The sequence below is a fragment of the Streptomyces africanus genome, from assembly GCF_002150735.1.
GTDB classification, from domain to species: domain Bacteria; phylum Actinomycetota; class Actinomycetes; order Streptomycetales; family Streptomycetaceae; genus Streptomyces; species Streptomyces africanus.
Genome location: NZ_MUKA01000030.1, coordinates 15,587 through 41,655 on the forward strand (window position 1 = coordinate 15,587; position 26,069 = coordinate 41,655).

Consider the following 26,069-nt stretch of genomic DNA (forward strand, 5'->3'; position numbering starts at 1 on the left):
TCGAGCCGTGCCATGACCGAGCGGGGTGTGCGCGTGATCGCGTCCGAGTCGTGGTGTTGGCGTGTGAGGGGGGCCTGGTGGCGCCCCGGCAGCGCACGGAAATGCTGACGTCAGGCGAGGGACGATCTCTCCCGCGGAAGCGGCGCGGGCAGGGGCGCGGACTCCCACTGCGGTGTCACCCCTTGGCCCGTCGCCACTGCCGGTACAACTGTTCGTAGCGTGCCGCGACCGCGGCCCGGGGAAGGAATCGTGCTGAGCTCCTGGCGCACGTCCAGGCAGCGCAGCCGGACACTGAGCTGCTCGGGATCCCGTGTCGTACGGTCCGACGTCGCGGTGGCCCACCGTCTGCAACGGATCTCACCGAACCCGGCGGTGCCGCCGGTACGGCCGAAAGATCTGAACCAATACCGGGAATCAGGCGGCGACGAGCTCCTGCTCGCGGTCCGGCGTTTTGACCTTGGGCTTCTTGTTCGGCAGCGAGAGCCGGAAGACCTTGCGCCACGCGGAGAACACCTGCTTGGGCAGCGGGCCGGTGACGTACTCCAGCTCGTACTTCTCGAACAGCGCGCGCACCTTCACCGCGACCTCGGCGTACCGGTTGCTCGGCAGGTCCGGGAACAGGTGGTGCTCGATCTGGTGCGACAGGTTGCCGGTCATGAAGTGCATGGCCCTGCTGCCGCTGATGTTCGCCGAGCCCATCATCTGGCGCAGGTACCACTGGCCGCGCGTCTCGCCCTTGATCGACCGGCGCTCGAAGACCTGCACGCCCTCGGGGAAGTGCCCGCACATGATCACCGAGTGGGACCAGATGTTGCGGACCAGGTTCGCGGTGAACGTGGCGGCGAGCGTGGGGAGGAACGACGGGCCCGACAGCAGCGGGTGGATCACGTAGTCCTTGAGCACCTGCTTGCGGATCTTGCGGCCCACGGCCTTGGCCCGCGCGCGGAACTCGGGGTTCTTGCGGCGGCGCTTGTGCAGGTTCTTGCCGAGCTCCAGGTCGTACGCGGCGATGCCGTACTCGAAGAAGCAGGCGTTGATGAAGTTCCACAGCGGCTGGCCGAGGTGGATCGGGTGCCACCTCTGGTCCTCGTCGACGCGCATGATGCCGTAGCCGAGGTCGTTGTCCTTGCCGATCACGTTGGTGTACGTGTGGTGCAGCTCGTTGTGCGAGTGCTTCCACTGGTCGGCCGGCGATACGTGATCCCATTCCCAGGTGGTGGAGTGGATCTTCGGGTCCCGCATCCAGTCCCACTGGCCGTGCAGGATGTTGTGGCCGATCTCCATGTTGTCCATGATCTTCGCCACGGACAGCCCGGCGGTGCCGAGCAGCCACGCGGGCGGGAAGATCGAGAACAGCAGCACGCCCCTGCTGACCAGCTCGAGCTTGCGCTGCGCCGAGATGACCTTACGGATGTAGGCGGCGTCTTTCTCGCCGCGGCCGGCGATCACCTCGTCGCGGATCGCGTCCAGCTCGCGGCCCAGCTCCTCGATCTGCTCCGCGGTCAGGTGGGCGGTGGGGTCGATGGCGGTCAAGGTGCTCCTACCGGTCGATGTCGCAGGGGCCCGCCGCGGCGGACACGCAGGTCTGGATGAGGACGCCCGGCTCGGCCTCGGTGATCTCGCCGGTGCGCAGGTCGCGGACGGCGCCCGCCTTGAGCGGTGTGATGCAGCCGAAGCAGATGCCCATGCGGCACCCGGAGGGCATGAGCACGCCGGCCTCCTCACCGATGTCCAGCAACGGCGTGGCGCCATCCGCGTCGACGGTCTTGCCGGTGGCGCTGAACCTGACCTCGCCGCCGTCGCCGGCGACGACGATGCTGGGGCGGAAGCGTTCGGTGTGCAGGCGCTCTGGGACGCCGTGCTCGCTCCAGTGCTCTTCGGCGGCGTCGAGCAGGCCCGCGGGCCCGCAAGCCCAGGTCTCGCGCTCGGCCCAGTCGGGCACGAGTTCGTCGAGACGGGCGATGTCGAGCTTGCCGTCCGTGTCGGTGTGCACCTCGGTGAGCCGCAGCTTCTTGTCCGCGACCAGGTCGTGCAGTTCGTTGCGGAAGATCACGTCTTGCGGCTGTGGCGCGCAGTGGACCATGACGACGTCGTCGAACGCGGTGTCGCGCAGCATGCCCATCACGGGCGTGATGCCGCTGCCGGCCGTCAGGTAGAGCACCTTGGCGGGCTTGGCATGCGGCAGCACGAAGTCACCGGTCGGCTGGTCGAGCTGGATCAGCGTGCCCGGTTTCGCCCTGCGGACCAGGTGGTTGCTGACCTTGCCGTCCGGGATCGCCTTCACGGTGATCGTGAGGCGGCCGTCCTGGCGGTTTGTCGGCGAGGTGAGGGAGTAGGCACGCCACAGGCGCACCCCGTCGACGTCGACCCCGATCCGTACGTACTGACCGGCTGTGTGGCCGCGCCAGCCCCGTCCCGGCCTGATCACGACAGTCGCGGCGTCGCCCGTCTCGGGGTGCACGGCCTCGATGCGCCCCCGCAGGTCAGCGCCCGCACGCAGCGGGCTGACCAGGTCGAGGTAGTCCGAAGGCAACAGCGGCGTCGTGACCATCTCCAGCAGTTTCCACGCCCTGCTGCGGAGGGCTGCACTCGTCATGACTCCAGCTTGCTGCGCCTCAAGGCGTAAAGTCCTGACCGCAGGACGTAAATCTGGTCGGCTGAATTGTTCGCAAGGAACAAAAAAGTGAGCCATGCAATCCGGAGGGCCAGCGAACTGGCCCTTGATGAGACGACGGTCACCGCACTTCGGGCGGCGGTGAAGACCACCGCCGACGAGGTCGTCCAGGCGATCATCGACGAGGTCCCCTCCTACGCCAACGCCCTTTCGGGCAGCATGGGCGCCACCATCCGCCGAGCCGTCCGAACCGCCCTGGGGCACTACCTGGACCTCGCGAGCGGGAAGACCACAGGCGGCGACGGCGGTGACGCAGCCTACGAGCTGGGCCGCGGCGAAGTGCGCGACGGCCGTTCGATGGACGCCCTGCTCAGCGCCTACCGCGTCGGCGCCCGCGTGGCCTGGCGATGCCTGGCAGCGGGTGCCGTACCCGCAGGTCTGCCCGCCGCCGAGGTCGCCAAGTTCGCCGAGCTGACCTTCGCCTACATCGACGAGCTCTCCGCCGCGAGCGCCGCGGGCCACGCCGACGAACTGGCCGCTCGGGGCCGGGCCCACGAGCGTCACCTGGAACACCTGGCCCGCGACCTCCTCGCCGGCGCGAGCCCGGACGTGCTGCTGGCCTCTGCTCAACGGGCCGGGTGGCAGCCTCCGGTTTCGCTGACCGCGGTCCTGCTGCCCGCCGCCCAGGCCCGGCCTGCCTACCGCGCGCTCGACCCGAGCACCCTCGTCCTCGACGATCTGCCGGATGCCACCGGTGTGCTGCTCGTCCCCGATGCCGACCGATCACATCTCTTGCGGCAGCTGACCGACCGCACGGCCGTGGTCGGCCCGCCCCGGCCTTGGACTCGTGCGTCCGCCTCGTACGCACGAGCTGTACGCGCGCGCTTGCTCTCCTCCGATATTCGCGACACCGAGGACCACCTGCCCGAGCTGGTGCTGAGCGCCGACGCGGACGCGTTCGCAGACCTGCGTACCCGAGCCCTCGCACCGTTGCGGACCTTGCCCGTCGCGACCGCACAGCGGCTGGAGGAGACGTTGCGGGCGTGGCTGCTGCACCAGGGCAGGCGGGACGAGGTGGCGGCGGCGTTGTTCGTCCATCCCCAGACAGTCCGGTACCGGATGTCGCAGCTGCGGGAGCTGTTTCCGGATCTCGCATCGCCACACCGGGTCCTTGAACTGACGCTGGCGGTCGGTCTTCGGGCCAGCTGACGAGTACAGCCTCGTTCTCGGTGCCATCAGCTGGCTCATGCGGCAGAAGAGCGGTATTGGCCAGAGCTGAGACCAGGGGTTGATGTGAAGACCAGACAAGGCCTCGGGAAGCCCGTTGGGGGGCGCTGTCTCTGAGAAGCGCGGAGCGAGGTCGCGGCCTGCAGCACGTCCATCGCCCGGCCCCACCGCGTGCGGTGCCTGCGACTCCTACAGGAAGGGCGCTTGCGCTCTTGGTCCGGTATGACCATTGCACCCACACGGGCGGCGCACTGAGCAAACAGGTGATAGCGCCCGCCCCGTCGCAGGTCGCTATCAACAACTCATGCTCAAAGCCGTGCTGCGCGCCTGGTCGCCGCCTCTCTCGCTGTCCTGTCCTTCCCGCTCGCGCCGCTCGCCTACGCGGCATAGGCCCTTCCGCTGTCCGAAGCTGTCGCCAACGTGTCCCCGGGGACCGTGTCCCGGGACGGCTACGACCGGGATGCCTTCCGCCACGGGAACGCCGGTGTCAACCCGTCCGACGGCTGCAACACGCGCGCCGAGGTCTTGATCTCCGAGGCTGTCGAACCTCCAGCTATCGGCCCCAACTGCCCTCTGACGGGCGGGCGCTGATGGTCGTACTGCGACCAGGTGTGGGTGACGTCAGCCTCCGGCCTGGACATCGAGCACATGGTGCCCCTGGCGGAAAGCTGGGACAGCGGTGCGTCGGCGTGGACGGCTCAAGCCCGCGAGGCGTACGCCAATGACCGGGGCGCGGCCACCAGCCTGGTCGCTGTCACGGCCCGCTCGAACCGGTCCAAGGCAGATCAGGATCTTGCCCAGTGGCTGCCGCCTGCCGCCTGCGTGCCCTGCCGGTACGTCGCCGAGTGGGTCGCAACGAAGCTCCGCCTTATGGCCGATGAAGCCGAGGCGGCCGGCCTGCGCGACGTGGCGGCCGGCGGTCCGGACCAGACTGTGACGTTACGAGCCGGTCGCGTAACCGACCTGCTCATCCGGCCGTTTCCGGGCGGCGGAGCCGCTGGCCGGCGCCGGTCGCTGGTGCGGTGACACCAGAGGGGGCAGTGGCCCGTGCACGGCATGGCCTTCGAAGGAGCCGATTCCGGCGCATCTTCAGGAACACCTGACCACAACGGTGGCGCAGTGGCGTGCCCGCCGGCTGAGTGAGCGTAGGACGGAAGTTCGCGGGTAACTGACGTGGGCTGGTCGGGAGCGGCGCAACGCCTGGGGAGGTCGAGCGCCGCTCCCCAAGCGCCCGTCATGACGCCTGCATAACAAGAGGCAGCATTCCGGGGGTGCGCTATTCGGTGACCCACCGCCCGGAGATGGGTGTCGGTGCACCGGCCTGCTGAGTGCAGGAGCGGCCAGCTGAAGTGGCGCGCGGTGCGGGGCGTCGGGGTGGCTGGGGTCCGGTGGTTCGGAGGCGCAGGTTCCACTGCTTCACCGGGCCCCAGCTATGAGGCCCGGTTCCCAAGAAGGTGGTAGATACACCGTTTGCGCGGAGGGATGTCCTGTTCCGGGACATGCCTGTGGGCCCCGGATGCACCGGAGCCCACGCGCATGCTGCTGTTACCAGCGATACCAGCGGCCCTTGCGGCCACCTGTGTCCGCGGAGCGCATGACGAAGCCCAGCAGCCAGACGACCAGCACGATGACGGCGATCCACCACAGTGCCTTCAGTGCGAAACCCGCGCCGAAGAGGATCAGAGCCAGCAGAAGAACGAGAAGCAGGGGAACCATAGTTATCAACCTCCGTCGCTCCTCGTGCCCGGCGAATGCAAGAACACACAGTCGATTTCCCTGGTTTCTCCACTGCTTCTGCGGGCACAGGACCCAGTTTCTCCACAGCGTCCACCTCGCCACCCGGCTGGTGGACGGCTGCCGGTTCAGCCGGGTTCCATGCACCGTGGCCGCAGGCACCGGCAGTACGTGACACCATCGACGCCTTCCGTCGAAGCACGATCGGCTAGGTTCTGTCTCCTTGGTCGGCGTCCTGTCCAGATGAGGATGGCGGCGAGGTGGAGTGCGGCCTGGCGAGTTTGTCGGTTCGTGTGGCCAGGCCGCGCCACTGTTTGAGGCGGTTGATGCACCGCTCGACGGTGTTGCGCTGCTTGTAGGCCTCTGCATCGAAGCCGGGCGGACGCCCACCTTGGCTGCCCCGCTGCAGACGGTGGCCGATCTGGTCCGACGGTTGTGGGATGACAGCGCGGATCTGCCGGCGACGCAGGTGACTGCGGATCGCGCGGGATGAGTAGGCGCGGTCGGCCAGGACCATGGTGGGGCGGGTCCGGGGCCGGCCTGGCCGGTTTTCGGCACGCGGATACGGGCCATGACCGCCTCGAAGACGGGCGCGTCACCGGCCTGGCCCGCGGTGACGGCCAGAGCCAGGGGCCGTGCATGGCCGTCTGCCGCCAGGTGGATCTTGGTGCTCAGCCCTCCGCGGGAGCGTCCGAGTGCGTGGCCGGCCGGCTCGTTTCGGCCTGCGGCCCCCTTTTGAGTGCTCCGGCGGCGTGCTGGTGGGCCCGCACGACGGTCGAGTCGACCGACACGATCCAGGCAACGTCGTCGGCGGCGTCCGCTGCCGCGAGAAGGGCGGCGAGGATCTTCTCCCACGTCCCCTCGACGGCCCACCTAATCACTAATCGGACAGGCACACCGATCAACTGATGACCCACCAAAGAGACACGTGGGTCAGGTCGGTGTCGCCCCTGGTGGAGCAGGTCGAAGGCGACGTAGTGCGCCGGCCCCTGCCGTGCCGCCTCGGCCGCACCGGCTCCGCGGCGGGCCAGGCGCCGCTGCAGCCGCTCGAACGCCGACCGCCGTCCGTTGCTGTTGCGGGCGACGTCGACGTCGACTTCCATCACGACTTCCGGCTGCACCAGGACGGCCTCGAGGGCGCTGCGTTCGCCAGCCTGCCGAGAACGTTCAGCCCGTTCACGGCTGCGCGCCGTGCGGCGTTGCCAGCTTGTCGGCCACAGCGCGGCCGGCGGCCCGGGACCGAGTGGTGCTGTGGCCGACGTACCACCGACACCACGCGCCGGGACATCGTCGAAGACGGCACCACCGGCTGCGTCGCCCACACCATCGAAGCCGCCCGCCGGACCATGGCCGACCCCGCCAGCCGCAAGATCCTACTCGCCTTCGTCCGCGACGACGAAGGCACCGCCGTCGCCCGCGCCCTCGGACTCGGGCCGGACGACACCGCGCAGTTCCTGAACGGCGGCCTCACCCTGCGCCCGGAACACCGCGCCGGCTGATCCTCACCGTTCCCGGCGGCCGCGCCCCGGCTGCCAAGACCCCCGCATTGGAGCGCCACGTTGCCCTTCGAGGCCCGCGATCTGAACCTGACCGATCCGACGAAGGGCTACCTGAACTTCGTCCTCTACACCGAACCCCAGCGCGGCGTCGCCTCGTCGTCGCTGAACGCCGTGCTGGACATCGAGGCGTTCCAGACCGTGACACCTCGTCCAGGAGTGGCTGAGCAGGCTGGTGCGCTGCGAGCCGAACGCGATGCACTGCACACTCGTGGAGCCGAAGAAGATCCCGATCCTGTTCCACCCGTGCGTCACGGAGGACAAGGACAGCCCCTAGGCCACCGACGGATCGGGCTGCATGTGCCGCCGAACCTTCTACGACCCCGAGTTCGGGCTGCCCGTCGTGGGCGAGCACTTCAAGCACGAGGGCACCGGCGGCACGGATCAGTGGAGCTACACGACGTACGCCCCGCTCGAACTGCGCCCGAACGACATCTTCAGCCGCTTCCACACCGGCCGCGGTCTGTTCTGGGCCCGGACGGACAAGGGCGTTCTGTCGTTCCTACCGCAGAAGAACGCTCTGGGCTACGAGATCGGGTACAGCGGCAGCGGCCCGCACGCCCTGGCCGCCTGCCTCACCCAGGTCGCCACCACCGACGGGCAGCACACGACCGCCGGCGCCCACTACCAGGATGCGTACCCGGCGATCGTTGCCTGGACGCAGAGCAAGGCGGCGGACCGTGGCACGAACGAGCTGTCGCTGAGCGACCTCCGGGCCATGATGGCGAGCTGACCGCTGACAGCGCCGACGTCCACGGACCAGATGCCCGTGGGCGTCGGCGCATTCGCATGTGGGCGGAAGGTCACCGACGACCCATGGGAGCGGATCGAGGCGCGGGGATGGGACCAGCCACGCGAGTCGCGCCCGCACCTGTACGAGGACTGCCAGAGCCGGTCCGCCGCAGCCCAGCAGCAGACGGAAGCGGACGAACGCGAGCGCCAGGAGCAGGACGCCGCATCCAGGAGCACCGCTGAGAAGGCCGGCGGCTGCCTCTCCCGCTTCCGCACCTGACCCAGCAAGGCCGCGCCACCGGCGGCGCGGGCAGCCCCTGGGCAGCCCGCGTTGTCGGTGGCGGCTGCAAGGCTGATCGGATGAACGGCGATGAGCAGCTGCTGAGGGGCCGGGTATACGGCCACGACCACGACGACCCCAACCCCGGCCCGCTCCCACACCGGACCTACGCGGAACTGGTCGGCGGGCCACTGGACGGTCTGCTGCTGGACATCCACGGGTGGCGGACCGAAGAAGTCGACGACGGCGTGGCCCTGTCCACCGAACTCGGACGGTGGCCCGGAGGCCGCGCCCTGTACGACCCGCGCCCCGGCGAACCCCGCTCACCCGGCCCCGGCGTCAGCTGCCGCTTCTACTACTGCGGCGACACGCCCTGACGGCCGCCCGGGCACCGCAGCGTCCATTCGACGCCGGCCCCGCCACCCGGGCTCCGCGCCGTCGTACCGGTCTTCGGCGTCGGCGCGGATGTGGGCCGCGAGGGTGCGCAGGCCCTTCTGCAGCCCCTGCCGATGCGCCGTGTCCACGGCCTGGCGCATCTCGTCAGTGATATCACCGGGCGGGAGCTCGCTCATCGCCCACCTTGGACGACCGGCCCCACCGATGGCCATACCGGAAGGTCACCAACCTGTTCCCCCCCCCCGCGGCGGAAGCCAGTATCGAGGTGCTGATCTGTTTCAAGCCGCATCCGCCCTACGCCCACTTCCAGCGCCCGGGGCACTGAGCCGGCCGTCGATCCCGGGGAGTCGCTCGCCTTCACGCCGTCCGCTGCCGGGCCCTGTGGTCAGCAGTTCCGAGGAGGGTGCCACTACCAGCCGCCGGGCAGCCTCAATGTCGCCCTCGAAGATGAGCCGGTCGACGACGTGCGTCCGTTCCCCAGCCCATCAAGGTGCTGAGGAACGGACGCTCCCCCCGGCCGTGCTGATCAGCGCGTCTGCAGGAACCCGTCCGCCAGGCCGCCCTTGCCCGCGCAGTAGGCGTACGACCACTGGCCCGTCGCGTAGCGCCAAGGGCCGGGCTGGACAGTGCCGTTGCCGCACAGGGCCACGGCTCGGAACTGCACGTTGCCGTTGCCGGTGCAGTAGTACCCGATGGTGTTCCGGTCCGACCAGGGGTCGTTGCATGAAAGGGCGGCTATACCTGTATCGCCCGTCGGTGCGGCCTGAGCGGGGGCGGTGAGGGGCCCGGTGAGGGCCCCGAGAACTACGACGGCCCCGGCTGCGGCTCCGATGAAACCTCGCTTGATGGACATGAGCGCCTCTTCCTGCGGTTGATTTCGGGCCCCGTGGTGGGGCCGCCTGGTCATGTCCCACCATGCTCTGGACGCCTGCAGCGAACCTTGGGAAAGTCTTGAATCACCGCTGGTCCCGCTGGTCAGCGCCGTATACACCGATAAGGGGAGCAGAGCGAGCGGGGGGAGTGGCAGTGCGGTTCGGGATCCTTGGCGCCATAGAGGTGTGGCGCGACGGCACACCGGTGGCCGTGGGGCATGCGCGGCAGCGGCGGGTGCTGGCGGCGTTGCTCATGGATGTCGGCCGAACGGTGCCGACGGACGCACTGCTGGACCGCGTGTGGGGCGAGGGGGTGCCGTCACGGGGCCTGGGAACGCTGTACGGGTATGTGTCGCGGCTGCGTAAGGCCCTGGCCCCCTCGGGCGTGGACATCGTGAGCGACCAGGGCGGTTACCGGCTCTTGGTGGAGCCGGCGGCGGTGGATGTGCACCGGTTCCGCCGGCTTGCGGACCAGGCCAGGGCGGCGGACACGGATGAGCACGCGGTGGCGTTGTGGCAGGAGGCGCTGGAGCTGTGGCGTGGGGAGGCGTTCGCCGGGGCGGACACCTCATGGTTCAACGACCAGCGTTCCCGCCTCGACGCCGAGCGGCTGGCAGCGCAGATCGACCTGGCCGATGCTCGGCTGCGGCTCGGGCAGCACGCCCGGTTGCCGGCGGAACTGTCCGCTCGCGCCGAGCAGCATCCGCTGGATGAGCGGGTGGCCGGGCAGCTGATGCTGGCCCTGTACCGGTGCGGGCGGCAGGCCGAGGCGCTGGAACGCTTCGAGCGCGCCCGACGGCAGTTGGCCGAGGAGATGGGCGTCGATCCCGGCGCACCGCTGCGCCGGCTCCACCAACAGATCCTTACTTCTGACCCCGCGCTCCAGCCCGCCAAGACCAGCGCCGCAGCGCCCGCGACGGTGCACCGGGGAGTCGTTCCGCGACAACTCCCCGCTCCACCCCTGGCCTTCGTCGGCCGCGATCGTGAACTCGCCGCCCTCGACAACCTTGTGAAGGACGCTGCCGACACTGACCAACCGCTGCTCATCTCGGCGATCGGCGGCGTGGGAGGCATAGGCAAAACCTGGCTTGCCCTGCGCTGGGCCCACGAACACCTCGACGACTTCCCCGACGGGCAGTTGTACGTGAACCTGAGAGGCTTCGATCCGTCCGGTGAACCAGTCCCGCCGCAGACGGCCGTACGCGGTTTCCTGGACGCCTTCGGCACCGATCCCCGCGACATCCCCGCAGATCCGGACGCCCAGGTCGCGCTCTATCGCAGCCTGACCGCCGGCAAGCAGCTGCTCATCGTCCTGGACAACGCCCGCGACACCGCCCAGGTCGTTCCCCTGCTGCCCGGCGGCCCGGCGTCCACCGTCCTGGTCACCAGCCGCAGCCAGCTCACCGGCCTGGCCGCCGCCCACGGCGCACGACCCCTCGCGCTGGACGCGCTCACCGACACCGAGGCCCATCGCCTCCTCGTACGCCACCTCGGCACCGACCGGGTCGCCGCCGAACCTGACGCAACCGCCACATTGTTGAACCATTGTGCGGGCCTGCCTCTCGGCCTCAGCATTCTCGCCGCCCGCGCCACCGTGAACCCCGCCACTCCGCTCGCCGAACTGGCCGACGAACTGCACGAGGTACAGACGCGGCTCGACGCCCTGGACACCGGTGACATCACGGCCGATCTCCGGACGGTGTTCGCCTCCTCGTACCGCGCGCTCGCCCCGGATGCCGCACGAATGTTCCGGCTGCTCGGTCTCGCACCCGGCCCCGACATCAGCCGGCACGCCATCGCCAGCCTCACCGCACTGCCCCTGGCGCGCCTGCGCGTGCTCCTGCGCAGACTTCAGGACGCCCACCTGGTCCACGAATACGCCCCCGGCCGCTACCGCATGCACGACCTGATCCGCCTCTACGCAGCTGAACGGGCGCGGGAGGACCTGGCCGACAGCAGCGAGGAGGCACTGCTGAGGCTGGTGGACTTCTACCTCCACACGGCCCACACCGCCGCCCGGCGGCTGGACCCGCATCGTGACCCGATCATCCTGGCCGCCGCCCAGCCGGGGGTCACGCCGCAGGACCTTGCGGACCACGGTGCCGCCCTGGCCTGGTTCACCACCGAACACCCCGTACTGCTCAGCACCGTCGACCTCGCGGTGAGCGCTCGCTTCGACGCGCACGCCTGGCAACTGGCCTGGGCCTTGGAGACGTTCTTCGACTACCGCGGTCACTGGCACGACTGGGCGGCCAGCCAGCACACCGCACTCGACGCGGCACAGCGGCTCGGCGACCGGTCCTGGCAGGCCGGCGCGCACCGCAGCCTCGGCAACGTCTACACCCAGATGGACCGGCTCGACGACGGACACACCCACTTCAGCCACGCCCTGGACCTCTACGGCCGTTTGGGCGATCAGATCAGTGAGGCCCACACACACCGCGGGCTGGGCTGGGTTTGCGACAGGCAGGGACGTCGGCGGGATGCGGTCGATCACAATGAGCAGGCGCTGGCTCTCTACCGGCAGACCGACCACATGGCCGGCCAGGCCAAGGCACTCAACAACGCCGGCTGGCTACACACCATGCTGGGCGACTACCAGCAGGCGCTCGACTACTGTTCCCAGGCGGTGGCTCTCAACCAGGAGATCGGCGACCGGCACGGTGAGGCGGGAGCCTGGGACAGCCTCGGCTACGTACATCACCACCTTGCCGAGTACACCGAGGCCATCGACTGCTACCAGCGGGCCCTCGGCCTGGACCGCGGCTTCGGCGACCGGTACGGCGAGACGGAGATCCTGTGCCATCTCGGCGACGCTCATCTTGCCGTCGGCGACCCGGAAGCGGCCCGGTTGACCTGGCTCGACGCACTGAGGACCGCGGAGGAGATCGGCCACCCGTCCATCGGTGAACTCCGGGGCAAGCTCAGTGATCTCGCTCGGCATGTTCCCGAGGCGGGGACCGGCCGACGTACTGGAAGATGAAGCTCATGCTGCTGGACCCGCCTGAGTGGCACCTGCTCTGGTCCCAAGGCCTGCCGCACTGGCTCTTGGTCTACGACGGCCAGAAGGAAGTCGCCCGGCACGAGCGGCTCATCGCCAAGGGTCAGGCCCGCCTGGTGCTGGACCACTACCTGGAGGCCCTGGACAAAGAGCCCGGCGCCTTCCCGGGCGCGACCGCCCTGGAAGAGGCGAAGTCCGCAGGCAAGTTCACCCCGCCTGGTGGGCTGCGGCCTGCAAGGCCCATGGGGACAGGGACGGCACCCGGGCTCTGATCGATGTACTGCTGCTGGGCCGCCACCTCACCCATGAGCACCTGGTCGCCGGACTCGCCACCGCCCTGCGGGCCGGCGCCTTGACCGCGGACGCGGTCGCGCTAGAGGCGCGGAAGGCAGCCGACGGTGACATTCCTGACCCAGCGGCGGCTGGCCCACCTGCCGCCCGACACCCGGCCGTCGCCCTCGGTTGCGGCCTACGACCTGCTGCTGAGAGCCCGGCAGCCAGCCGACCGCTCCGCGCCCCGGGGAGAGGGACCGCGGCGGAGTCGCCGAGCTGGGAGACGGCTGCTGTGAAGCGCTCGGTGTGCAGGGGGGTTGCTTCGCGCAGTGCGCCGTCCTCGTCGACTCGCTGGTGTCGGTAGGCCACGACCAGGGCAACCAGAGCGCCGGCTCCGGCGACCACGCCGAAGGAGAGCTTGGCCAGGTCGAAGAGTGTCTTGGAGTCGATGCGGCGCTCGGGCTTGAGTTCCCGGGCACCGGGCCAGGGGCAGGACGATCCAGACGTGCCACAGGCGCAGGCCGCGCCGTTCCGTCCGAGGCCGGGGCAAGAAAAATCTCACGATCAACAGGACAGCCCGGCACGCGTTGCCGGTTGCGGCCCGTTTCGGTCAGGTGGCCGCGCACCGCGCGTGGAGGGTTCGTGCCGACTGTGTCCGGGACGAACCCTGAAGCAGCTTCCCACGTGGCTACGCCGTCGCCCAGTCGAGTCCGAGACCGGCCAGCGCGTGGTGCCTAAAAGGGGTATTTCGGGTCAGGATTGGATGGCCTGACCTGCGCTTATCAGTCCAGTATGGGGGGGTGAGGTGAGCTACGACGTCGGTAAGGTCTGCTGGTCGGACCGGACGTTTTCCATAGCGAGCGAAGAGCCCGTCGGTCTCGAGGAGGACTCGGTCGGAGGACGCCGCGTCGAGAGCGTCGGTGACCGTGCTGGGCCCGTCGCTCTCAGAGATCCCGCTGTCGTTGGGACGTCGGGGTGGGTGAGGATCCACCACCGGGTGACGGCGCGGGCCGATGGCGGCCGGGGCCCAACCGGCTGGGGCTTGCCGCGCAGGGTCCTGCTGACCCCACGGTGCAGCTCAAGGACGACCGCCAGCTTTGCGACTACGCGCAGACGTAAGCAATGTCCTGGCCTCATACACCTAGGCCGTTTCCTGCGGATCACCTCGCTGACCAGATGAAGATGGCGGCGAGGTGGAGTCCGGCCAGGTAGATGGTGGCGGTCTTGTCGTAGCGAGTGGCCAGACCACGCCATTGCTTGAGCTTGTTGATGCACCGCTCGACGGTGTTGCGCTGCTTGTAGGTCTCGCGGTCGAAGGCCGGGGGACGGCCGCTGAGCCGGCCGCGTCGCTTGCGGTTCGCGGCCTGGTCCGCTGGCTGCGGGATCACCGTCCGGATCCTGCGCTGTCGAAGATGGAGGCGGATCGCCCGGGACGAATACGCCTTGTCGGCCAGGACCACGTCCGGTGTGACCCTGGGGCGGCCGATCCGTCTGGGCACCCACAGGCGGGCCATGACCTGCTCGCATGCGGGTGCGTCACCGGCCTGGCCCGGCGTGATGACGAACGCCAGTGGCCGGCAGCGACCGTCCGCGACGAGGTGGACCTTCGTGGTCAGTCCACCGCGGGAGCGACCGAGGGCATGGTCTGCCGGCTCGCCGGCCGTGGCCCCTTTTGACGGGCCCCGGCGGCGTGCTGGTGCGCACGCACGATCGTGAAGTCGACCGCGACGACCCAGTCCAGGTCGCCTTCGGCGTCGGCCTGGGCGAGCAGGGCGGTGAAGACCTTCTCCCAGGTGCCGTCGGCGGCCCACTTCCGCAGCCGGTTGTGGGCGCCCTTCCACGAGCCGAAATGCTCGGGCAGGTCCATCCATGGCGTTCCGGTGCGGTACTTGAACGCGATCGCGTCGATCACCTGCCGGTGATCGCGCCACCGCCCACCCCGCCGAGGGGTCCGGTCCGGCAGCAACGGCTCGATGCGGGCCCACTGGGCGTCAGTCAACGACACACCCAGACCAACGATCCGATGATCTGAAAGAAACGTCCTAGGCGCCGCGTTGATCGCCACCAGCACTCCGACGGCTCAGGCAGGCCCTCCGCCGAACCCGAATCCGCCCAAGGCCACGGTGACCACGCAGGACCCGGACACTGAGGCGGTAACGAGCTGTGTGCCTTACGCCTCCAAGCCCAACCACAGCGGTTCCCGGATGACGGGCACCGGGGGCCTCGAGACGTGCTCGGGCGGGCCTGTCAGCTGCCGCCAGCGAAGCCGACCTTGAGTTCTACAACGACTTCTCGGACCTGTGGATGACGGCGGCCACCTTGCGTCAGAGCAGGTGCGCACCACCGCTGCGGTCATCGACCGCAGCGGCGACCTGCGTGAACCACCCCGGTGACCCGAAGGCCGCCTGGCGTACCTCGACGGCCGGGTCTTTTGTGAGCTCGAGCGGCTCTGTGGGTCGGGGCTCGGCGAACAGCCCCATCCTGTACGTGCCCTGCGTGTAGTGGAAGCCCGGAGGGCCTCCGGTGGTCGGGTCTGTTCTCCGCCGCAGGCCCTCCAATGCTGCAGAAAGGATCACCGTGACCTCGGAGCACGAGATGCTGTGGCGTCGCTGCGCCCACCTGGGCCGCATCCTGCTGCCGCTGGTGGACCAGGAGCCGTGGCGGCTGGCCCGTCGTCACGAGAACCTGCGGAACTGGGGCATCGACGTTGCGGTAGGCGAGCGGCTGATCGAGGTCTTCGCTGCCTTGGCCGCCCACGCCGTCGCGGCCGACACTTCCGTGCCCGCCGCGGAGTTTGACGCTCTCCCCCTGAGCTCGGTGGCCGACGCGGCTACCAAAAAGCGCGACTTCGAACTGCTCGCCGGACTTCCGGACACTTTCGCCGACGATCGTGACAGACAGGCCATCGGCCTCTTCCGCCTGCACGCCTACGAGGGCGGGCAGGCCAGCCGCCGACTCTTCCAACTCGGCAGGGAACTGCGCTACGCGTTGGTCACCCTCGCCGAACGCTCGCCGATGCCGAATCCGACGTGCGGTGACGTCTTCCGCTCGGCCACAGAGGCCGACCTGCAAGGTCGCTGAGAAACAGGTAAGTGGGCTGCCATCACTTACCCCTGCTGTTCGAGCAGCCGGTACAGCCCTGGGCGAGCTCGTGCAGCTCCGTCTGACGTCCGACAGGCCGCGGGGTCGGGCAGGGCCTCCCTGCCCGACCCCGCTTGGCTAGTCGATCAGGTTGTGCAGTCCTGCTGCGCAGCCCCCGACGGCGACGACACCGGCGATGACCGCCTTGGGGTAGGACTTCCCGGAGAAGAAGGTCAGGACGCCGATGCCTATGCCGGTGGCGACGGCTATGAAGAGGATCAGGGCGGTGCGCTGCGACAGGAGCGCCGGTTTCCCGGCGGGGGCCGATTCGGGCGTGCCGCGTGGATCAGGGTGTGCGGATGCAGGGGAGTGTGGGTCCCGGGACATCGGGATTCTCCTGGTAGGCGGAGGAGCAGTACCGGCGGACACCTGCCTGGTGTCGTCCGCGGGAGTGTGCGCCGCGCGGTCGGCGGTCCTGCTGCGGTTGTCTGCCTGAGAGCGTCCCTGTGGGGTCTCGGCCCGGCCCGGGGTGGGCGTGTTCAGCGTAGCGGCGATCGGCGCGGGTGTTGCCCCGGGTGTCTGGCGACTGGTCATCGGTACTGCCTTCGACGTGAGTTCGACATGGCGGGCGGGACAGTGACAGGCCTCAGGTGCTTGCGTCTCGTCCTGCCGGGCGCGGCTCTTTCACCCCGTAGAGCTGGAAGCCGGGACACGGACAGCAGTGGCCGGGAAGAAAGATCCCGGGGCACGACGAAGGCCCGGACGTCTGGTCCGGGCCTCTCCTGTCGAAGTCCTCCGGTGAGCCGAATGCCAGTGAGGGAGTCGGCAACCTTCTGTCTCTCGTGCTCTCCCCGGGGGCGGTTGGCGACCCAGTCCGGGTGGCGTATGGGTGCCGGCCCCCGCGCCTTGGTGACCCCTGCGGTGTGCTGCGGGTCTTTCACTCGGCGGTCTTGGTCGACGAGGGGGCGCCCGTACGGGTCTTTGTGTGCGGCCCGTGGGAGTGGGTGGTTGCCTCTACGGAAGGAGGTCAGGCTGCCCGTCGGTACGCCAGGCCGCCCTGGTACGGCCCGTCGCAGCCGGCCGCTGTGGCATCTCTTCTCGCGGTCGGAGGTGGCCGCCCGGCGCATTCGCCGCGGAGGCCGGGCCCCAGCGCAATACGGGCGGGTGGTTTACCCGGCACACCCGCAAGACGCCGTATGCCCTCCCCTACCTTCGGAGCGTAGTCGGAAGACTACTTAGAGCGAGAGAAGGCTAGGTGCGTCTTCATCTGCACGCCGACTGGCGGCCTTCACCTCGACAACTCCCTCTGCCGGCCAGCCCTGGAGGATCCATGCGACACCCCTTCTCCCGCCTGCGCACGCGAGCCCTGGCCGCCGGGCTCACGCTGGCGGTGTCCGCGCTCGTGCCAGCGCTCCCCGCCGGTGCGGCGGATCAGTACGAGTGGGCCGCGCTGGGCGACTCGTACACCGCCGGCGGCTTCGTCGGCGACCCGCAGCCCCCGCTCGGCGATGCGTCGCGGGACGGCTGCGACCGCACCAGCGACGCCTACCCCGGCGTTGTCGAGCGGGAGCTCGACGAGTTCCCGCCGGGCAAGTACGTCCACCTGACCAACGTCAGCTGCGGCAACGCCACCATCGCTGACATCGCCGACGCCAAGCAGACGCCGATCAGCCCGGTCCAGCCCCCCGCCGGAGGCTGGCCCGCGGTGGACCCGCAGATCGAGCGAGCGGAACTCAACGACGAGACCGACGTCGTCACCATCGGTGTCGGAGGTAACAGCCTGCCCTTCGGCGGCATGCTCCTCAAGTGCCTCGAACTGGGCGCGACGCCCGGCAAGTCGTGCCGCGAGTACTACACCAGTCCTACCGAGGGGGAGGAGAGCATCCAGGACAAGCTCGCCCGGGTCGAGGGCGAGTACGTCCAGATGCTGGCCCGGGTGCACGAGGCCGCGCCCAACGCCAAGGTGATCACGGTCGGCTACCCGGCCGTCCTGCCGGAGGAAGGCAGTGACTGCAACCGACTCGCCCTCACCGAACTCAGCTCGATCAAGCACGCCGACGTCGACTGGCTCCGTGACGCCGTCCTCAAGCAGCTGAACAACACGATCCAGCGGGTCACCTCGTTCTTCGGCGACCGCTACGTCGACGTCTACTCCTCCAGTGTGGGCCACGACGCCTGCCAGCCCGCGGACACCAAGTGGGTCGAGGGCATCTGCGGCGACGCCGCGGACTACTGGCCCGCCAAGCTCCCCGGCACGCTGCTGAACTGCGGTCTCATCGGCAAGCGTGTCACCCTGGTCCACCCCAACGCCGCGGGACACGAAAACACCGCCGCCCATGTCGAACGAGCCATCCGCATCGCCCTCCTGAACTGACCGAACCGACCCCCGGCGCCAGAGCCCCGGCACCCGCGCGAAAAACGCGGCCCGGGACACCCCGGCCCGCCGACAAGCGCAAAGGGCACCGCTCGCCGAGCCCACCTACAGGGCTAGGTGAGCGGTGCCAGGGCGACGTCGGCGCCGCGCGCCGAGCACGCCACGGCGCTCGGGACCGCCAGTACCTCAAGGGCGCCGAACACGTCCAGCTCGCTCGCGTCTCGCTGGCCGGGGCACTTACGAGGCGCCAGGTGGTGCGCGGCGAGGTAACGACGACGGCCATCACGACCACCGCATGTCGATGGCGGAGAGTTTGTCCAGGAGCGGTTTTTCTGATCAGTGGGTGGTGGGTTGGCCTGGGTTGATCAGTTCGGTGCTGGTGGTAGTGAGGGGCTTCAGGCTGGGTTGCTTCGGCTCGGTGATGGCGGGGCGGGCGTTTTGGGCTGTGTGCTGACCTGTCGCTTTGTCAGTTGGAGGGAATGTTGGTCAGGCGTGGTCAGTTTCCTTGCGTACTGATCAGATTCGTTGATTGTTGGTATGTGCTGGGTGTGGTGTTGGCGGGGTGGTTGAGCCAGTACAGGGCGGTGTCGATGTCGCGGGCGGTCCAGTTGCGGATGGGACCTGGAGCGGCGGTCAGGAGCTGGTCGATCGCTTCTATGTAGCGGCTGTAGCGTCCGGGTGCGTGGCTGAGGGTGAGGCCGAGGGCGCGCATTCCGTTGTGGGCTCGGCGGTCGTAGACGGCCATGCGGTCCGGTGCGGCTGCTGTGAGGACGGCGGAGGCGAGGGCGTCACCAGTGCGGAAACCGGGTAGTGACGCCAGGGCTGCTCGGCCGGCTTGTGCTGCCGAGCTGCGGCTGAGCGTGGTGTCCCGGGCTGCGGCCGTGGCTGCGGCGGTTGCGCGGCGTACCTTGGCGTCCGGGAGGGCCATGAGTTCGGCGGCCCAGGGAGTGTCGGCTCTGAGTCGTTTCCACATCAGCAGTGCTCCGATGTCGGCTTTGCCGATGTCGCCGCTGACGCACGCACGTTGGGTTACGTGTTGCAGCGTCTCGTCGTAGTGCGGGCTGACGGTGTCGGTGTAGGCCTGGCGGGCGGAGACGAGGCGCTGCCATTGCTCGGGTGCGAGGGCGAACGGATTGTCTGTCACGGCTTGCTGCTCCGTCTTGTCCGAAGGGGTGGGTCGGGTGGTGGTCAGCCGCTGGCGGGGGTGTTGCCGCGGTGTTGGCGGAGTGCTTGGAGGAGGCGTGCCCGGTGTTCGTCGGGGGAGTTGTCGGGGTCTGCCGCGGGGGTGTCGAGGTGTGGGCTGATACGGCTGTACAGCGCTTCGAGGCCGATGAGCGCGTCGAGGCTTTGCAGGGTGTCGTTGTCGATGACGGGGAACGGCGCCCGGTCGGGCGGGAGGAGTGCGGCGAGGAGGTCGAGCGGGGTCCACTCCTGGTCGAGGCGCTGGTTGATCCAGGTCCGGGCGGCCTCGGGTGCGGTGTGGCGCCATGCCCAGAGGAGGGTGATCTCCAGCTCGGTGAGTTCGTGTACGGGTCGGCTTGCGGCTGGGGCGAGGTGCCGTGCGATCTCGTGGCTCATGAGTGAGCGGGCCTGGCCGATCCATTCGGGGGTGGCTGCTGTCTGTGGGTGGTCTGGGCTGGCGGAGTCGTCCCGGACGGTGATGCGTTGCAGAGTGCGAGCAGCCAGGACAGCTCCGTCAGGTGTTTCGGCCATGGTTTTGAGGATCGCGGGCCGGTCGGGCTCGGCGAGGTCGGTCAGGAGGTCTTTGGCGAGGGAACCCATGGCGAGGTCCGCTGTGAACAGGCCGAAGACCCCTTGAGGGGCGGCGGTCAGGTGGCCGTAGCGCTCGGCTGCGGCTTTCAGAAGCGCGGCCGCCGGAAGGGGAGTGCCGGCAGCGCGTCTGCAATCGATGCGGCGGGCGATGCGCTGGGTGTCGTCGCGCAGGCGCAGGAGGAGTTCGTCTGCTTCGGTGCCTGGGACGCCGTCGGTCAGTTGCTGCAGGGCGGTGTCGAAGGTGTGCTCGGGAAGGTCGTCGTCGGGGATACCGAAGACCATGTACCGGTCGAAGTAGTCGATGCTGCCGATACCGCGTCGCAGGGCGATGGCCTGGGTGTTGGCGCCGTAGCCGAGTGCCTGCCGGAGTGGTGCGAACAGCATGCCCATCAGGCCGATCACGCTGTCCAGGTGCTGTCCGGCGACGCCCGCTTCCTGGAGCCTGGTGCGCCAGCGGTCGATGCGCTGTTCCGGCCGCTCGTCGCGGCGTGAGGGCATCTCGACACTGGTGCCGGTGAGTTCGGCTCGGTGCTGCCACAGCAACTGGTAGGCGCGGGGCTCGCTGGTGCGCAGGAAGGTGACGAGCAGGAAGTCGACGATGTCGACGTTTCCGGTGAGCTGGCCGAGGGTGGCGTCCACCTGGCCGAAGAACCGCTTGATGGCCCGCGGGGTACGCAGCCGGGCCTGCAGGTGCCGGTAGTAGGCCTCGGAAAGCCTCTCCTGCTCGCTGGGTGTCAGGGTCAGGCTGTGCGAGGCGAGGACTGCGGAGAGGGAGCGGTCGACCAGGATGTCGGCGTCGCGCTCACGGAACGCGGGAAGGTCCAGCCGGACCTGGATGATCTTTTCCAGGAAGTCGCGTGCGCGGGGCTCGCTGCTGCCGACCAGCTCACTGCGTTGCAGGACGTCCAGCAGGGTCCGCTCGTCGAAGCTGATTAGGTAGTACACATTGGGCAAATGGCCTACCAGGCGTACCAGCTTGAAGACGACGAGGAGCTCTTCGGGGGTGAGGCGGTCCAGGTCGTCCATGACCACGAGGACCGGGCGGACCGCTTTGCGCAGGGCTTCCTCGGCTTTGTGTTTGGCTGCGGACGCACTCGTGTCGCCGCTGATGCGGTTGCTGACCTCCTGGATCAGCCCCTCCGAGTCCAGGCCGAAGAGAGCCGTGACCTTCCCCAGAGGACTGATGGCCTTCCCGAATCCGCCGATCTTCTCCCGCGCATCGGACCACCGTTCGTCATTGGGGAGGGCTTCGCGGATCTCGCTGAACAGCGCCAGCGTCAGCGACTCCAGATCGGAGTACAGCCATGGGTTGAGTTCCGCGACCAGCCAGCCTTCATCGTGGCCCGCCTCCCGTAGACGGCGTGTCACCTTGCCGAGGACGCTGGACTTTCCCGAGCCCCAGGGCCCGATCATGGCAAGGACTCCGGTTTCGGTCTGCGCTCGTACCCGGTCCAGCAGGTTGATCACATGCCGGGCGTACTGTCCGTGTCCGAGCAGGTCAGGCCCTTCCTCGTGGTCGAGGAAGGGCTCGTCGTTGAAGAAGCGCGCGTCGGCCATCTGCTCATTGTCGGGACAGGGATCGGCACCGGTACGGGCGTTGGCGGATCAGGTCGGTGGGGCGAGGCCGATGTGGGTGAGGAGGTGTTGCTGTAGGGGGTGTAGGAGCAGCCAGCCACGTCGCTGTTTCTGGATCCAGCGGCGGCTGGCCGGGGTGTGGGGGTTGGTGCGGGCACGCTGGTAGGCGTGCTGCCAGACCATGCCCCTGGGCGGGTTCCACCAGGGGTCGATGCTGGTCAGGGCGTGGGCTGCGGGGGTGGGGCCTGTTCTTCTTGTGCGGTAGCGCTGTTTGTTCAGCCATTGACCCAGGGGAAATCCGTTGTGCGTGGTGTCGCGGGGGACGGCGAGGTGGCCGTGGGTCTCGGCGAAGGTCCGGGCGTGTTCGACGGCGGTGCGCCACGGATACGCGCGCCGGGTACGTGCGTGTGCGGCCTCGGCGGTGATGCCGAGGCCGGCCAGGAGCTGCTGCTGGCCGGGGTGGAGGTGGTGGTAGTTCAGGCAGGCTCGGGTGATCCAGCTGCCGAGGGCGGTGCCGGGGGAGGGGATCAGCGCGGCGGGGTCGAAGGGCTGGCCTGTTTCGACATGTTTGCGGGCGCGGTGGTAGTTGCGCTGCCAGTGCAGGTCCCACGGCGGGTTCCACCACGGATCGATCGCGGCCAGATGTTGGAGGTGGGGTGAGGGCGGCAGGCGGTCGCGGGCGCGTTGTTTGGCGCGGTTGCGCTGGCTGAACAGCCACCAGCCGAGCCGGAATCCGTTGTGATGGGTGTCGCGGGGGGCGGCGAGGTGACCGTGTTCGGCTGCGTAGGCGCGGGCGTGCGTGAGGGCTCTCTCGAATCCCGGGATCAGGTCGGGGCGGTGCCCGAGGCGGCTGCGGGGTGTGGCAAGTGGCTTGGGGGCTGTGGCAGCTTGGGGGAACGCTGGGGTGCGGGCGGAGCGGCGGGGCTTGTCGACGTCTTGGCCGTTGGGCGTGCCTGTTGTGTTCGCAGGGGTTTTGCTGAAGCTGCGCGGGGGAGGGTTGTGGGCTTGGGCGCGAGGCGTATGGCGGGCTTCGGTCGGGCTTTGGCCGCTGGGGGAGGGGCCTGGGCGGTGCGGACCGTCTCGGTGGTGATTCCGATCAGCGTGAGGAGGTGCTGCTGGTCGGGGTGGAGCTGGTCGTAGGCGCGGCACTGGGCGCGTAGCCAGCGCGCGGTGGCCTCGTCGAGGCCGTCGAAGCCGCTCTCCGGGCGCAGGGGATGGCCGGCTGCGGCGTCGCGGGCGCGGTAATAACGCCGCTGCCATGTCAGGTGCCACGGCGGGTTCCACCAGGGATCGATGGCCGCGAGAGCCTGCGCCCGGGAGGCGGGCAGGGGCTGGCGGTCGGTGCGCCAGCGGTTGCGCTGGTTGGCCAGCCACCGCCCGAGCGGATAGCCGTCATGCAGGGTCGCTTGGGCGACGGCGGCGAGGTTGCCGTGGACGTTGGCGAAGGCACGGGCGTGCGCCAGCCCTACCTGGAAGTGCGATGTGCCGGTTTGGTGGCAGTGGGTGGGTGTCAGTGACGGCGTGTCAGGTCAGGGTGTTTTCGCTGCTGGTGGGGTCTTGGGCGTGGGGAGTCACTGACATGGGGCGGGATTTGGTGCCGTCATGGCTGTCATGGGGCGGTACACCCCGCTCCGCTCCACTGTCTTGAGAACGGCACTTCTGATCCTTCCTAGGGTTGCGCGGCGGCACGGTGGTCGGTGTCGGTTTTGCGCGGGCGGAAGGGTGTGGGGTGGGGGAGCCGGGCGCGTGGGGTGAGGTCACGGCGGGGTTGAGGGTGTCCAGGCCGGTACTGGTGGCGCGGTTGCTGGAGCTCGAGGCGGCCGGGACGTTGACGACGGCGCATGTGCGTGCCGGCGCCCAGGTCGGCGGGGTGAATGTGCGCACGGTGTGGCGCTGGCTGGAGGCGGCGCGGACGGAAGGCCGCATGGAACGCAGGCCGCGGGCCCGGCTGGAGTTGTCCGACCAGGCGTGGGAGGTGCTGGCGCAGGCGGGCGGGAACGTGGCGGCGCTGTACCGGCATCTGAAAAAGGCCGGGGGCCAGGTGCCCTCCCTGGCGTCGTTGCACCGGGCGGTGCGCCGGGACTTGGAGGCTGGCAGGGTCCTGCCGGGCCGCGCGGTGGTGCGGCAGGAGCGGGAAGAACAGCAAACGCGGCAGGCCCTGTCTGACCTCGCCCTGGCCGGGCCGCGTCAGAGCGGCGCGGAGAAGACATCTGCGCCCCCGCGTCTCGTACCAGATGCGACGGGGGGCTTGCTGGTGGGGGAGGGCGGCGCGCTGACGGGTGTGGCGTTGCCGGCGGCGCGCAGTTGGTGGGGACGTCGTCGGTGCGGGCGGTGGCCGAGGCGGTCGGTCAGGCGATGGCGACCCAGGGCGCGGTGTGTGTGTTCGGCGACCCGGGCCGCAAGACCGCCGCTGTGCGGATGGCGCTCAGCGAAGTGCCCCCGGGCTGGAAGGTGACGTGGGCGCCGGTACCGGTGCGCCCGTCGGTGGCCGGCATGAGGCGGGCGGTGTTCGACGCGCTGGCGCTGGCGGGCCGTTTCCCGCACACGTCGGCGCTGGCCGACGCCGCGGTCGCGGAAGCTTTGGGTGAGGCGCGGGTGCTGGTGGTCGATGAGGCGCAGCGCCTGTCCGTGCCGTGCCTGGAGTACCTGCAGAGCCTGTGGGACCACCCCGGCACGCGGATCACGCTGGTGCTGTGCGGAGCGGGCAGCGAGCGGGCGCTGTCCCGGCTGCCGCAGCTGGCATCGCGCATCGGCGCATGGCAGGAGGTTCCACGCCTGGCCGCAGCGGAAGTGGCGCCCGCGGTGACCGGCTTCCATCCGCTGTGGCGCACCGTCCCGGCCCCGGACCTGACGTGGATCGACCAGTCGTGCGCGCACGGCACGTTCCACACGTGGGCCGCTTTGACTGCGCACCTGCAGAACGCGCTGCTCACCACCGCTGACGCATCCGTCGACCGGGCCTTGCTGAGGCGGCTGTTTAAGCGGGTCGCGCCGCCACTGTGAACGGAGCGCTCCTGCAAGAGACGGGAGGCCGATCGCATGCTCCCGGCCGCCGGCAAACACACGACCCCACCCGCGTGAGGGGAGCTGACATGAAGGACGGCGACGCCATCCGCCCAGACGGCGGACTGCCTGCGGCGTCGAGGACGGCGCTGCGCGGTCCGGCCGTGCGGCGGCTGCTCGCGCTGCGGGCAAGGAAGAGGCTGACAGCAGTCCATGTACGGGTGGCCGCGGACGCGCTAGGAGTGTCGGAGCGCACGGTGTGGCGGTGGCTGGCAGCCGCTGAGAGCGATGAGACCGCAGTCGCCAGCCCCGGCGCCCGGCCCCAGGGAACGGGGTTCACGATCACGCCCGAAGTCCGTGGGCTGTTGGCGCTGTGGAAGGGCAACGTGCGGGCGGTCCACCGCGAACTGGTCCTGCGTGCTGCCAGGCAGTTTCCGCCTGCAGACGCACCGTCGCTGACGACGCTGCACCGGGCGATCCGCCGTGATCTGACGCCGGGGGAGCGGGCCGGGCTTGCGGGTGGGGAGCGGGCGGCGCGCAAGCATGATGTGTTCCTGGCCCGGCCGCGGGGCTGGCGTAACCAGGTGTGGGAGACCGACCACATGCAGGTCCCGGTTCTGGTCGAGGTCGACGGTCATGCCCGCAGGCCGTGGATCACCTGGTTCACCGACTGCGCCACCAACGCGATCACCGGTGTGGCGGTCACGCCCGGGCATCCGTCGCGGGAGTCGGTGCTGGCCGCGCTGCGCTCCGCGGTCCTGCGCGAGGACCCCTACGGTCCGCTCGGCGGTCTGCCCGAGAAAGTGCGGGTGGACCGCGGCAAGGACTTCCTGTCCCGGACGGTGACCGCAGCGTTCGATCTCCTGGACGTCACCGTGGAGGACCTGCCCGCCTATACCCCGCACCTCAAGGGCACGGTGGAGGGCCTGAACCGCGCGGTGGAGAGCATGTTCCTGGCCGCGCTGCCCGGCTATGCCCGCCAGCCGCGCCCCGGCAAACGCTCTTCCCGCCCGAAGGACGAGGTGCTGCTCGGCTTCGAGGACTTCACCGCCCGGCTGCTGGACTGGACGCTGTGGTGGAACACCGAGCACCGCCCCGCGCCTTTACGGGGCAAGACTCCGCTTGAGGCGTGGCAGGACGATCCCACCCCGCTGCGGGACGTGCCCGCGACAGATCTGTGGACGTTCACCCTGGAAGACGCCGGCACCCGCACGCTGACCACCCGCGGCATCCGCTTCCGCAGACGCGACTATGTGGGCGCGTGGATGACCGGACAGGCCGGGATCCAGGTCCGGGTCCGGGTCCGTTTCATGCCCCACCACGACCACCGCATCGAGGTCTACCACGCCGCCACCGGCCGCTACCTGGGGCCTGCGGACCTGGCCGACCAGGCCACCGACGAACAGATCAGCGCCGTACGAAGAGCGCGGGCCGCCCGTACCCGCCGCCTGAAGAAGGACCTGGAAGCTTCCCAGCGCGAGCGCTACGCCGCCGTGAACCAGTCCGAGGCACCCCGGCGGCTCGGCGCGCTGACCACCACCCAGGCGGATGCCGAACTCGCCCAGACCGCCAGCACCG

21 protein-coding genes and 4 pseudogenes are annotated in these 26,069 nt (G+C 69.5%); 12 read left to right on the forward strand and 13 right to left on the reverse strand.

Features of this window, described 5'->3' with window-relative positions:
* Positions 1–110: 110 nt before the first annotated feature.
* The 3 genes from CCL05_RS45930 to CCL05_RS05110 are packed head-to-tail and all read right to left on the reverse strand — an operon-like array spanning position 111 to position 2,596.
* The gene (locus CCL05_RS45930) at positions 111–356 is read right to left on the reverse strand and encodes a DUF6207 family protein (RefSeq protein WP_244204174.1); all 246 of its coding nucleotides are present in this window, start codon (positions 354–356) and stop codon (positions 111–113) included.
* Between the two features lie 58 nt (positions 357–414).
* Positions 415–1,533: a fatty acid desaturase family protein gene (locus CCL05_RS05105; RefSeq protein ID WP_086559281.1), complete on the reverse strand. Its 1,119-nt coding sequence runs from the start codon at positions 1,531–1,533 to the stop codon at positions 415–417.
* 7 nt (positions 1,534–1,540) lie between these two features.
* Positions 1,541–2,596, reverse strand: coding sequence for a ferredoxin reductase (locus CCL05_RS05110; protein WP_086559282.1), 1,056 nt, complete (start codon positions 2,594–2,596; stop codon positions 1,541–1,543).
* Positions 2,597–2,683: 87 nt separating this feature from the next.
* Between CCL05_RS05110 and CCL05_RS05115 the strand changes: the two genes are divergently transcribed.
* Together CCL05_RS05115 and CCL05_RS05120 are read left to right on the forward strand one after the other, a co-directional pair.
* Positions 2,684–3,823 carry a PucR family transcriptional regulator gene (locus CCL05_RS05115; RefSeq protein ID WP_086559283.1) on the forward strand — a complete coding sequence of 380 codons (1,140 nt, stop codon included), beginning with the start codon at positions 2,684–2,686 and terminating at the stop codon, positions 3,821–3,823.
* A 322-nt stretch (positions 3,824–4,145) separates the two neighbouring features.
* Positions 4,146–4,780 (forward strand): annotated as a pseudogene (locus tag CCL05_RS05120) (GmrSD restriction endonuclease domain-containing protein); the annotation flags it as partial.
* Positions 4,781–5,386: 606 nt separating this feature from the next.
* Here CCL05_RS05120 and CCL05_RS05125 read toward each other — a convergent pair.
* Together CCL05_RS05125 and CCL05_RS47400 are read right to left on the reverse strand one after the other, a co-directional pair.
* Positions 5,387–5,557, reverse strand: coding sequence for a DUF5670 family protein (locus CCL05_RS05125; protein WP_030933194.1), 171 nt, complete (start codon positions 5,555–5,557; stop codon positions 5,387–5,389).
* Positions 5,558–5,793: 236 nt separating this feature from the next.
* Positions 5,794–6,456, reverse strand: a pseudogene (locus CCL05_RS47400) (IS5 family transposase); the annotation flags it as partial.
* Between the two features lie 72 nt (positions 6,457–6,528).
* Between CCL05_RS47400 and CCL05_RS44710 the strand changes: the two are divergent.
* The 4 genes from CCL05_RS44710 (at position 6,529) to CCL05_RS05155 (ending at position 8,520) form a co-directional block, all read left to right on the forward strand.
* Entirely contained in the window at positions 6,529–7,074 is a 546-nt protein-coding gene (locus CCL05_RS44710; RefSeq protein ID WP_158102418.1) for a hypothetical protein, read from the forward strand.
* A 355-nt stretch (positions 7,075–7,429) separates the two neighbouring features.
* Positions 7,430–7,864: a hypothetical protein gene (locus CCL05_RS05145; protein WP_244204168.1), complete on the forward strand. Its 435-nt coding sequence runs from the start codon at positions 7,430–7,432 to the stop codon at positions 7,862–7,864.
* Positions 7,865–7,900: 36 nt separating this feature from the next.
* Positions 7,901–8,143 (forward strand): hypothetical protein, encoded by a 243-nt coding sequence (locus CCL05_RS05150; RefSeq protein WP_143589811.1) that lies wholly within the window; start codon positions 7,901–7,903, stop codon positions 8,141–8,143.
* Positions 8,144–8,223: 80 nt separating this feature from the next.
* Positions 8,224–8,520, forward strand: coding sequence for a hypothetical protein (locus tag CCL05_RS05155; protein ID WP_086559285.1), 297 nt, complete (start codon positions 8,224–8,226; stop codon positions 8,518–8,520).
* 545 nt (positions 8,521–9,065) lie between these two features.
* Here the strand turns inward: CCL05_RS05155 and CCL05_RS05160 are convergent.
* Positions 9,066–9,392 carry a hypothetical protein gene (locus tag CCL05_RS05160; protein WP_086559286.1) on the reverse strand — a complete coding sequence of 109 codons (327 nt, stop codon included), beginning with the start codon at positions 9,390–9,392 and terminating at the stop codon, positions 9,066–9,068.
* Positions 9,393–9,565: 173 nt separating this feature from the next.
* Here CCL05_RS05160 and CCL05_RS05165 point away from each other — a divergent pair, with 173 nt between their 5' ends.
* Both CCL05_RS05165 and CCL05_RS45520 read left to right on the forward strand, forming a co-directional pair.
* A complete protein-coding gene (locus CCL05_RS05165; RefSeq protein ID WP_244204169.1) occupies positions 9,566–12,394 on the forward strand; it encodes an AfsR/SARP family transcriptional regulator in 2,829 nt (942 codons plus the stop codon).
* 5 nt (positions 12,395–12,399) lie between these two features.
* Positions 12,400–12,684, forward strand: a complete 285-nt coding sequence (locus CCL05_RS45520) for a hypothetical protein (RefSeq protein WP_244204170.1) — start codon at positions 12,400–12,402, stop codon at positions 12,682–12,684.
* Between the two features lie 235 nt (positions 12,685–12,919).
* Here CCL05_RS45520 and CCL05_RS45945 read toward each other — a convergent pair.
* Positions 12,920–13,205 (reverse strand): annotated as a pseudogene (locus CCL05_RS45945) (pentapeptide repeat-containing protein); the annotation flags it as partial.
* 640 nt (positions 13,206–13,845) lie between these two features.
* Positions 13,846–14,705 (reverse strand): IS5 family transposase gene (locus CCL05_RS05190; RefSeq protein ID WP_208641365.1). Its coding sequence is split into 2 segments (ribosomal slippage): positions 13,846–14,360 and positions 14,360–14,705, totalling 861 coding nucleotides; the frame shifts between segments, so codons are not numbered across the junction.
* Between the two features lie 557 nt (positions 14,706–15,262).
* Here CCL05_RS05190 and CCL05_RS05200 point away from each other — a divergent pair.
* Positions 15,263–15,766, forward strand: coding sequence for a hypothetical protein (locus CCL05_RS05200; protein ID WP_086559290.1), 504 nt, complete (start codon positions 15,263–15,265; stop codon positions 15,764–15,766).
* A 138-nt stretch (positions 15,767–15,904) separates the two neighbouring features.
* On the opposite strand, the gene CCL05_RS05205 is transcribed toward CCL05_RS05200, so the two are convergent.
* Entirely contained in the window at positions 15,905–16,153 is a 249-nt protein-coding gene (locus CCL05_RS05205) for a hypothetical protein (RefSeq protein WP_086559291.1), read from the reverse strand.
* A 943-nt stretch (positions 16,154–17,096) separates the two neighbouring features.
* Here CCL05_RS05205 and CCL05_RS05210 point away from each other — a divergent pair.
* The gene (locus tag CCL05_RS05210; protein WP_086559292.1) at positions 17,097–18,140 is read left to right on the forward strand and encodes an SGNH/GDSL hydrolase family protein; all 1,044 of its coding nucleotides are present in this window, start codon (positions 17,097–17,099) and stop codon (positions 18,138–18,140) included.
* Positions 18,141–18,636: 496 nt separating this feature from the next.
* On the opposite strand, the gene CCL05_RS05215 is transcribed toward CCL05_RS05210, so the two are convergent.
* The 4 genes and pseudogenes from CCL05_RS05215 to CCL05_RS47090 all read right to left on the reverse strand — a co-directional run.
* Complete coding sequence (locus CCL05_RS05215) at positions 18,637–19,284, reverse strand: hypothetical protein (protein WP_244204171.1); 648 nt, start codon at positions 19,282–19,284, stop codon at positions 18,637–18,639.
* Between the two features lie 44 nt (positions 19,285–19,328).
* On the reverse strand, positions 19,329–21,470 hold the full coding sequence (locus CCL05_RS05220) for a P-loop NTPase fold protein (RefSeq protein ID WP_086559293.1): 2,142 nt from the start codon (positions 21,468–21,470) through the stop codon (positions 19,329–19,331).
* Positions 21,471–21,518: 48 nt separating this feature from the next.
* A complete protein-coding gene (locus tag CCL05_RS44435) occupies positions 21,519–22,637 on the reverse strand; it encodes a helicase associated domain-containing protein (RefSeq protein ID WP_244204172.1) in 1,119 nt (372 codons plus the stop codon).
* 200 nt (positions 22,638–22,837) lie between these two features.
* A pseudogene (locus CCL05_RS47090) lies at positions 22,838–23,002 on the reverse strand (helicase associated domain-containing protein); the annotation flags it as partial.
* Between the two features lie 817 nt (positions 23,003–23,819).
* Here CCL05_RS47090 and CCL05_RS45955 point away from each other — a divergent pair.
* The gene (locus CCL05_RS45955) at positions 23,820–24,491 is read left to right on the forward strand and encodes an AAA family ATPase (protein WP_244204173.1); all 672 of its coding nucleotides are present in this window, start codon (positions 23,820–23,822) and stop codon (positions 24,489–24,491) included.
* An 89-nt stretch (positions 24,492–24,580) separates the two neighbouring features.
* A partial coding sequence (locus CCL05_RS05240) for a Mu transposase C-terminal domain-containing protein (RefSeq protein ID WP_086559298.1) occupies positions 24,581–26,069 on the forward strand: 1,489 nt, incomplete at its 3' end.

Excerpts from the sequence above, each read along its gene's own strand:
- CCL05_RS05110 (WP_086559282.1), bottom strand. The coding sequence starts at position 2,596 with ATGACGAGTGCAGCCCTCCGCAGCAGGGCGTGGAAACTGCTGGAGATG.
- CCL05_RS05155 (WP_086559285.1), top strand. The coding sequence starts at position 8,224 with ATGAACGGCGATGAGCAGCTGCTGAGGGGCCGGGTATACGGCCACGAC.
- CCL05_RS05125 (WP_030933194.1), bottom strand. The coding sequence starts at position 5,557 with ATGGTTCCCCTGCTTCTCGTTCTTCTGCTGGCTCTGATCCTCTTCGGC.
- CCL05_RS05210 (WP_086559292.1), top strand. The coding sequence starts at position 17,097 with ATGCGACACCCCTTCTCCCGCCTGCGCACGCGAGCCCTGGCCGCCGGG.
- CCL05_RS05160 (WP_086559286.1), bottom strand. The coding sequence starts at position 9,392 with ATGTCCATCAAGCGAGGTTTCATCGGAGCCGCAGCCGGGGCCGTCGTA.
- CCL05_RS45520 (WP_244204170.1), top strand. The coding sequence starts at position 12,400 with ATGCTGCTGGACCCGCCTGAGTGGCACCTGCTCTGGTCCCAAGGCCTG.
- CCL05_RS05145 (WP_244204168.1), top strand. The coding sequence starts at position 7,430 with ATGTGCCGCCGAACCTTCTACGACCCCGAGTTCGGGCTGCCCGTCGTG.
- CCL05_RS05220 (WP_086559293.1), bottom strand. The coding sequence starts at position 21,470 with ATGGCCGACGCGCGCTTCTTCAACGACGAGCCCTTCCTCGACCACGAG.
- CCL05_RS05205 (WP_086559291.1), bottom strand. The coding sequence starts at position 16,153 with ATGTCCCGGGACCCACACTCCCCTGCATCCGCACACCCTGATCCACGC.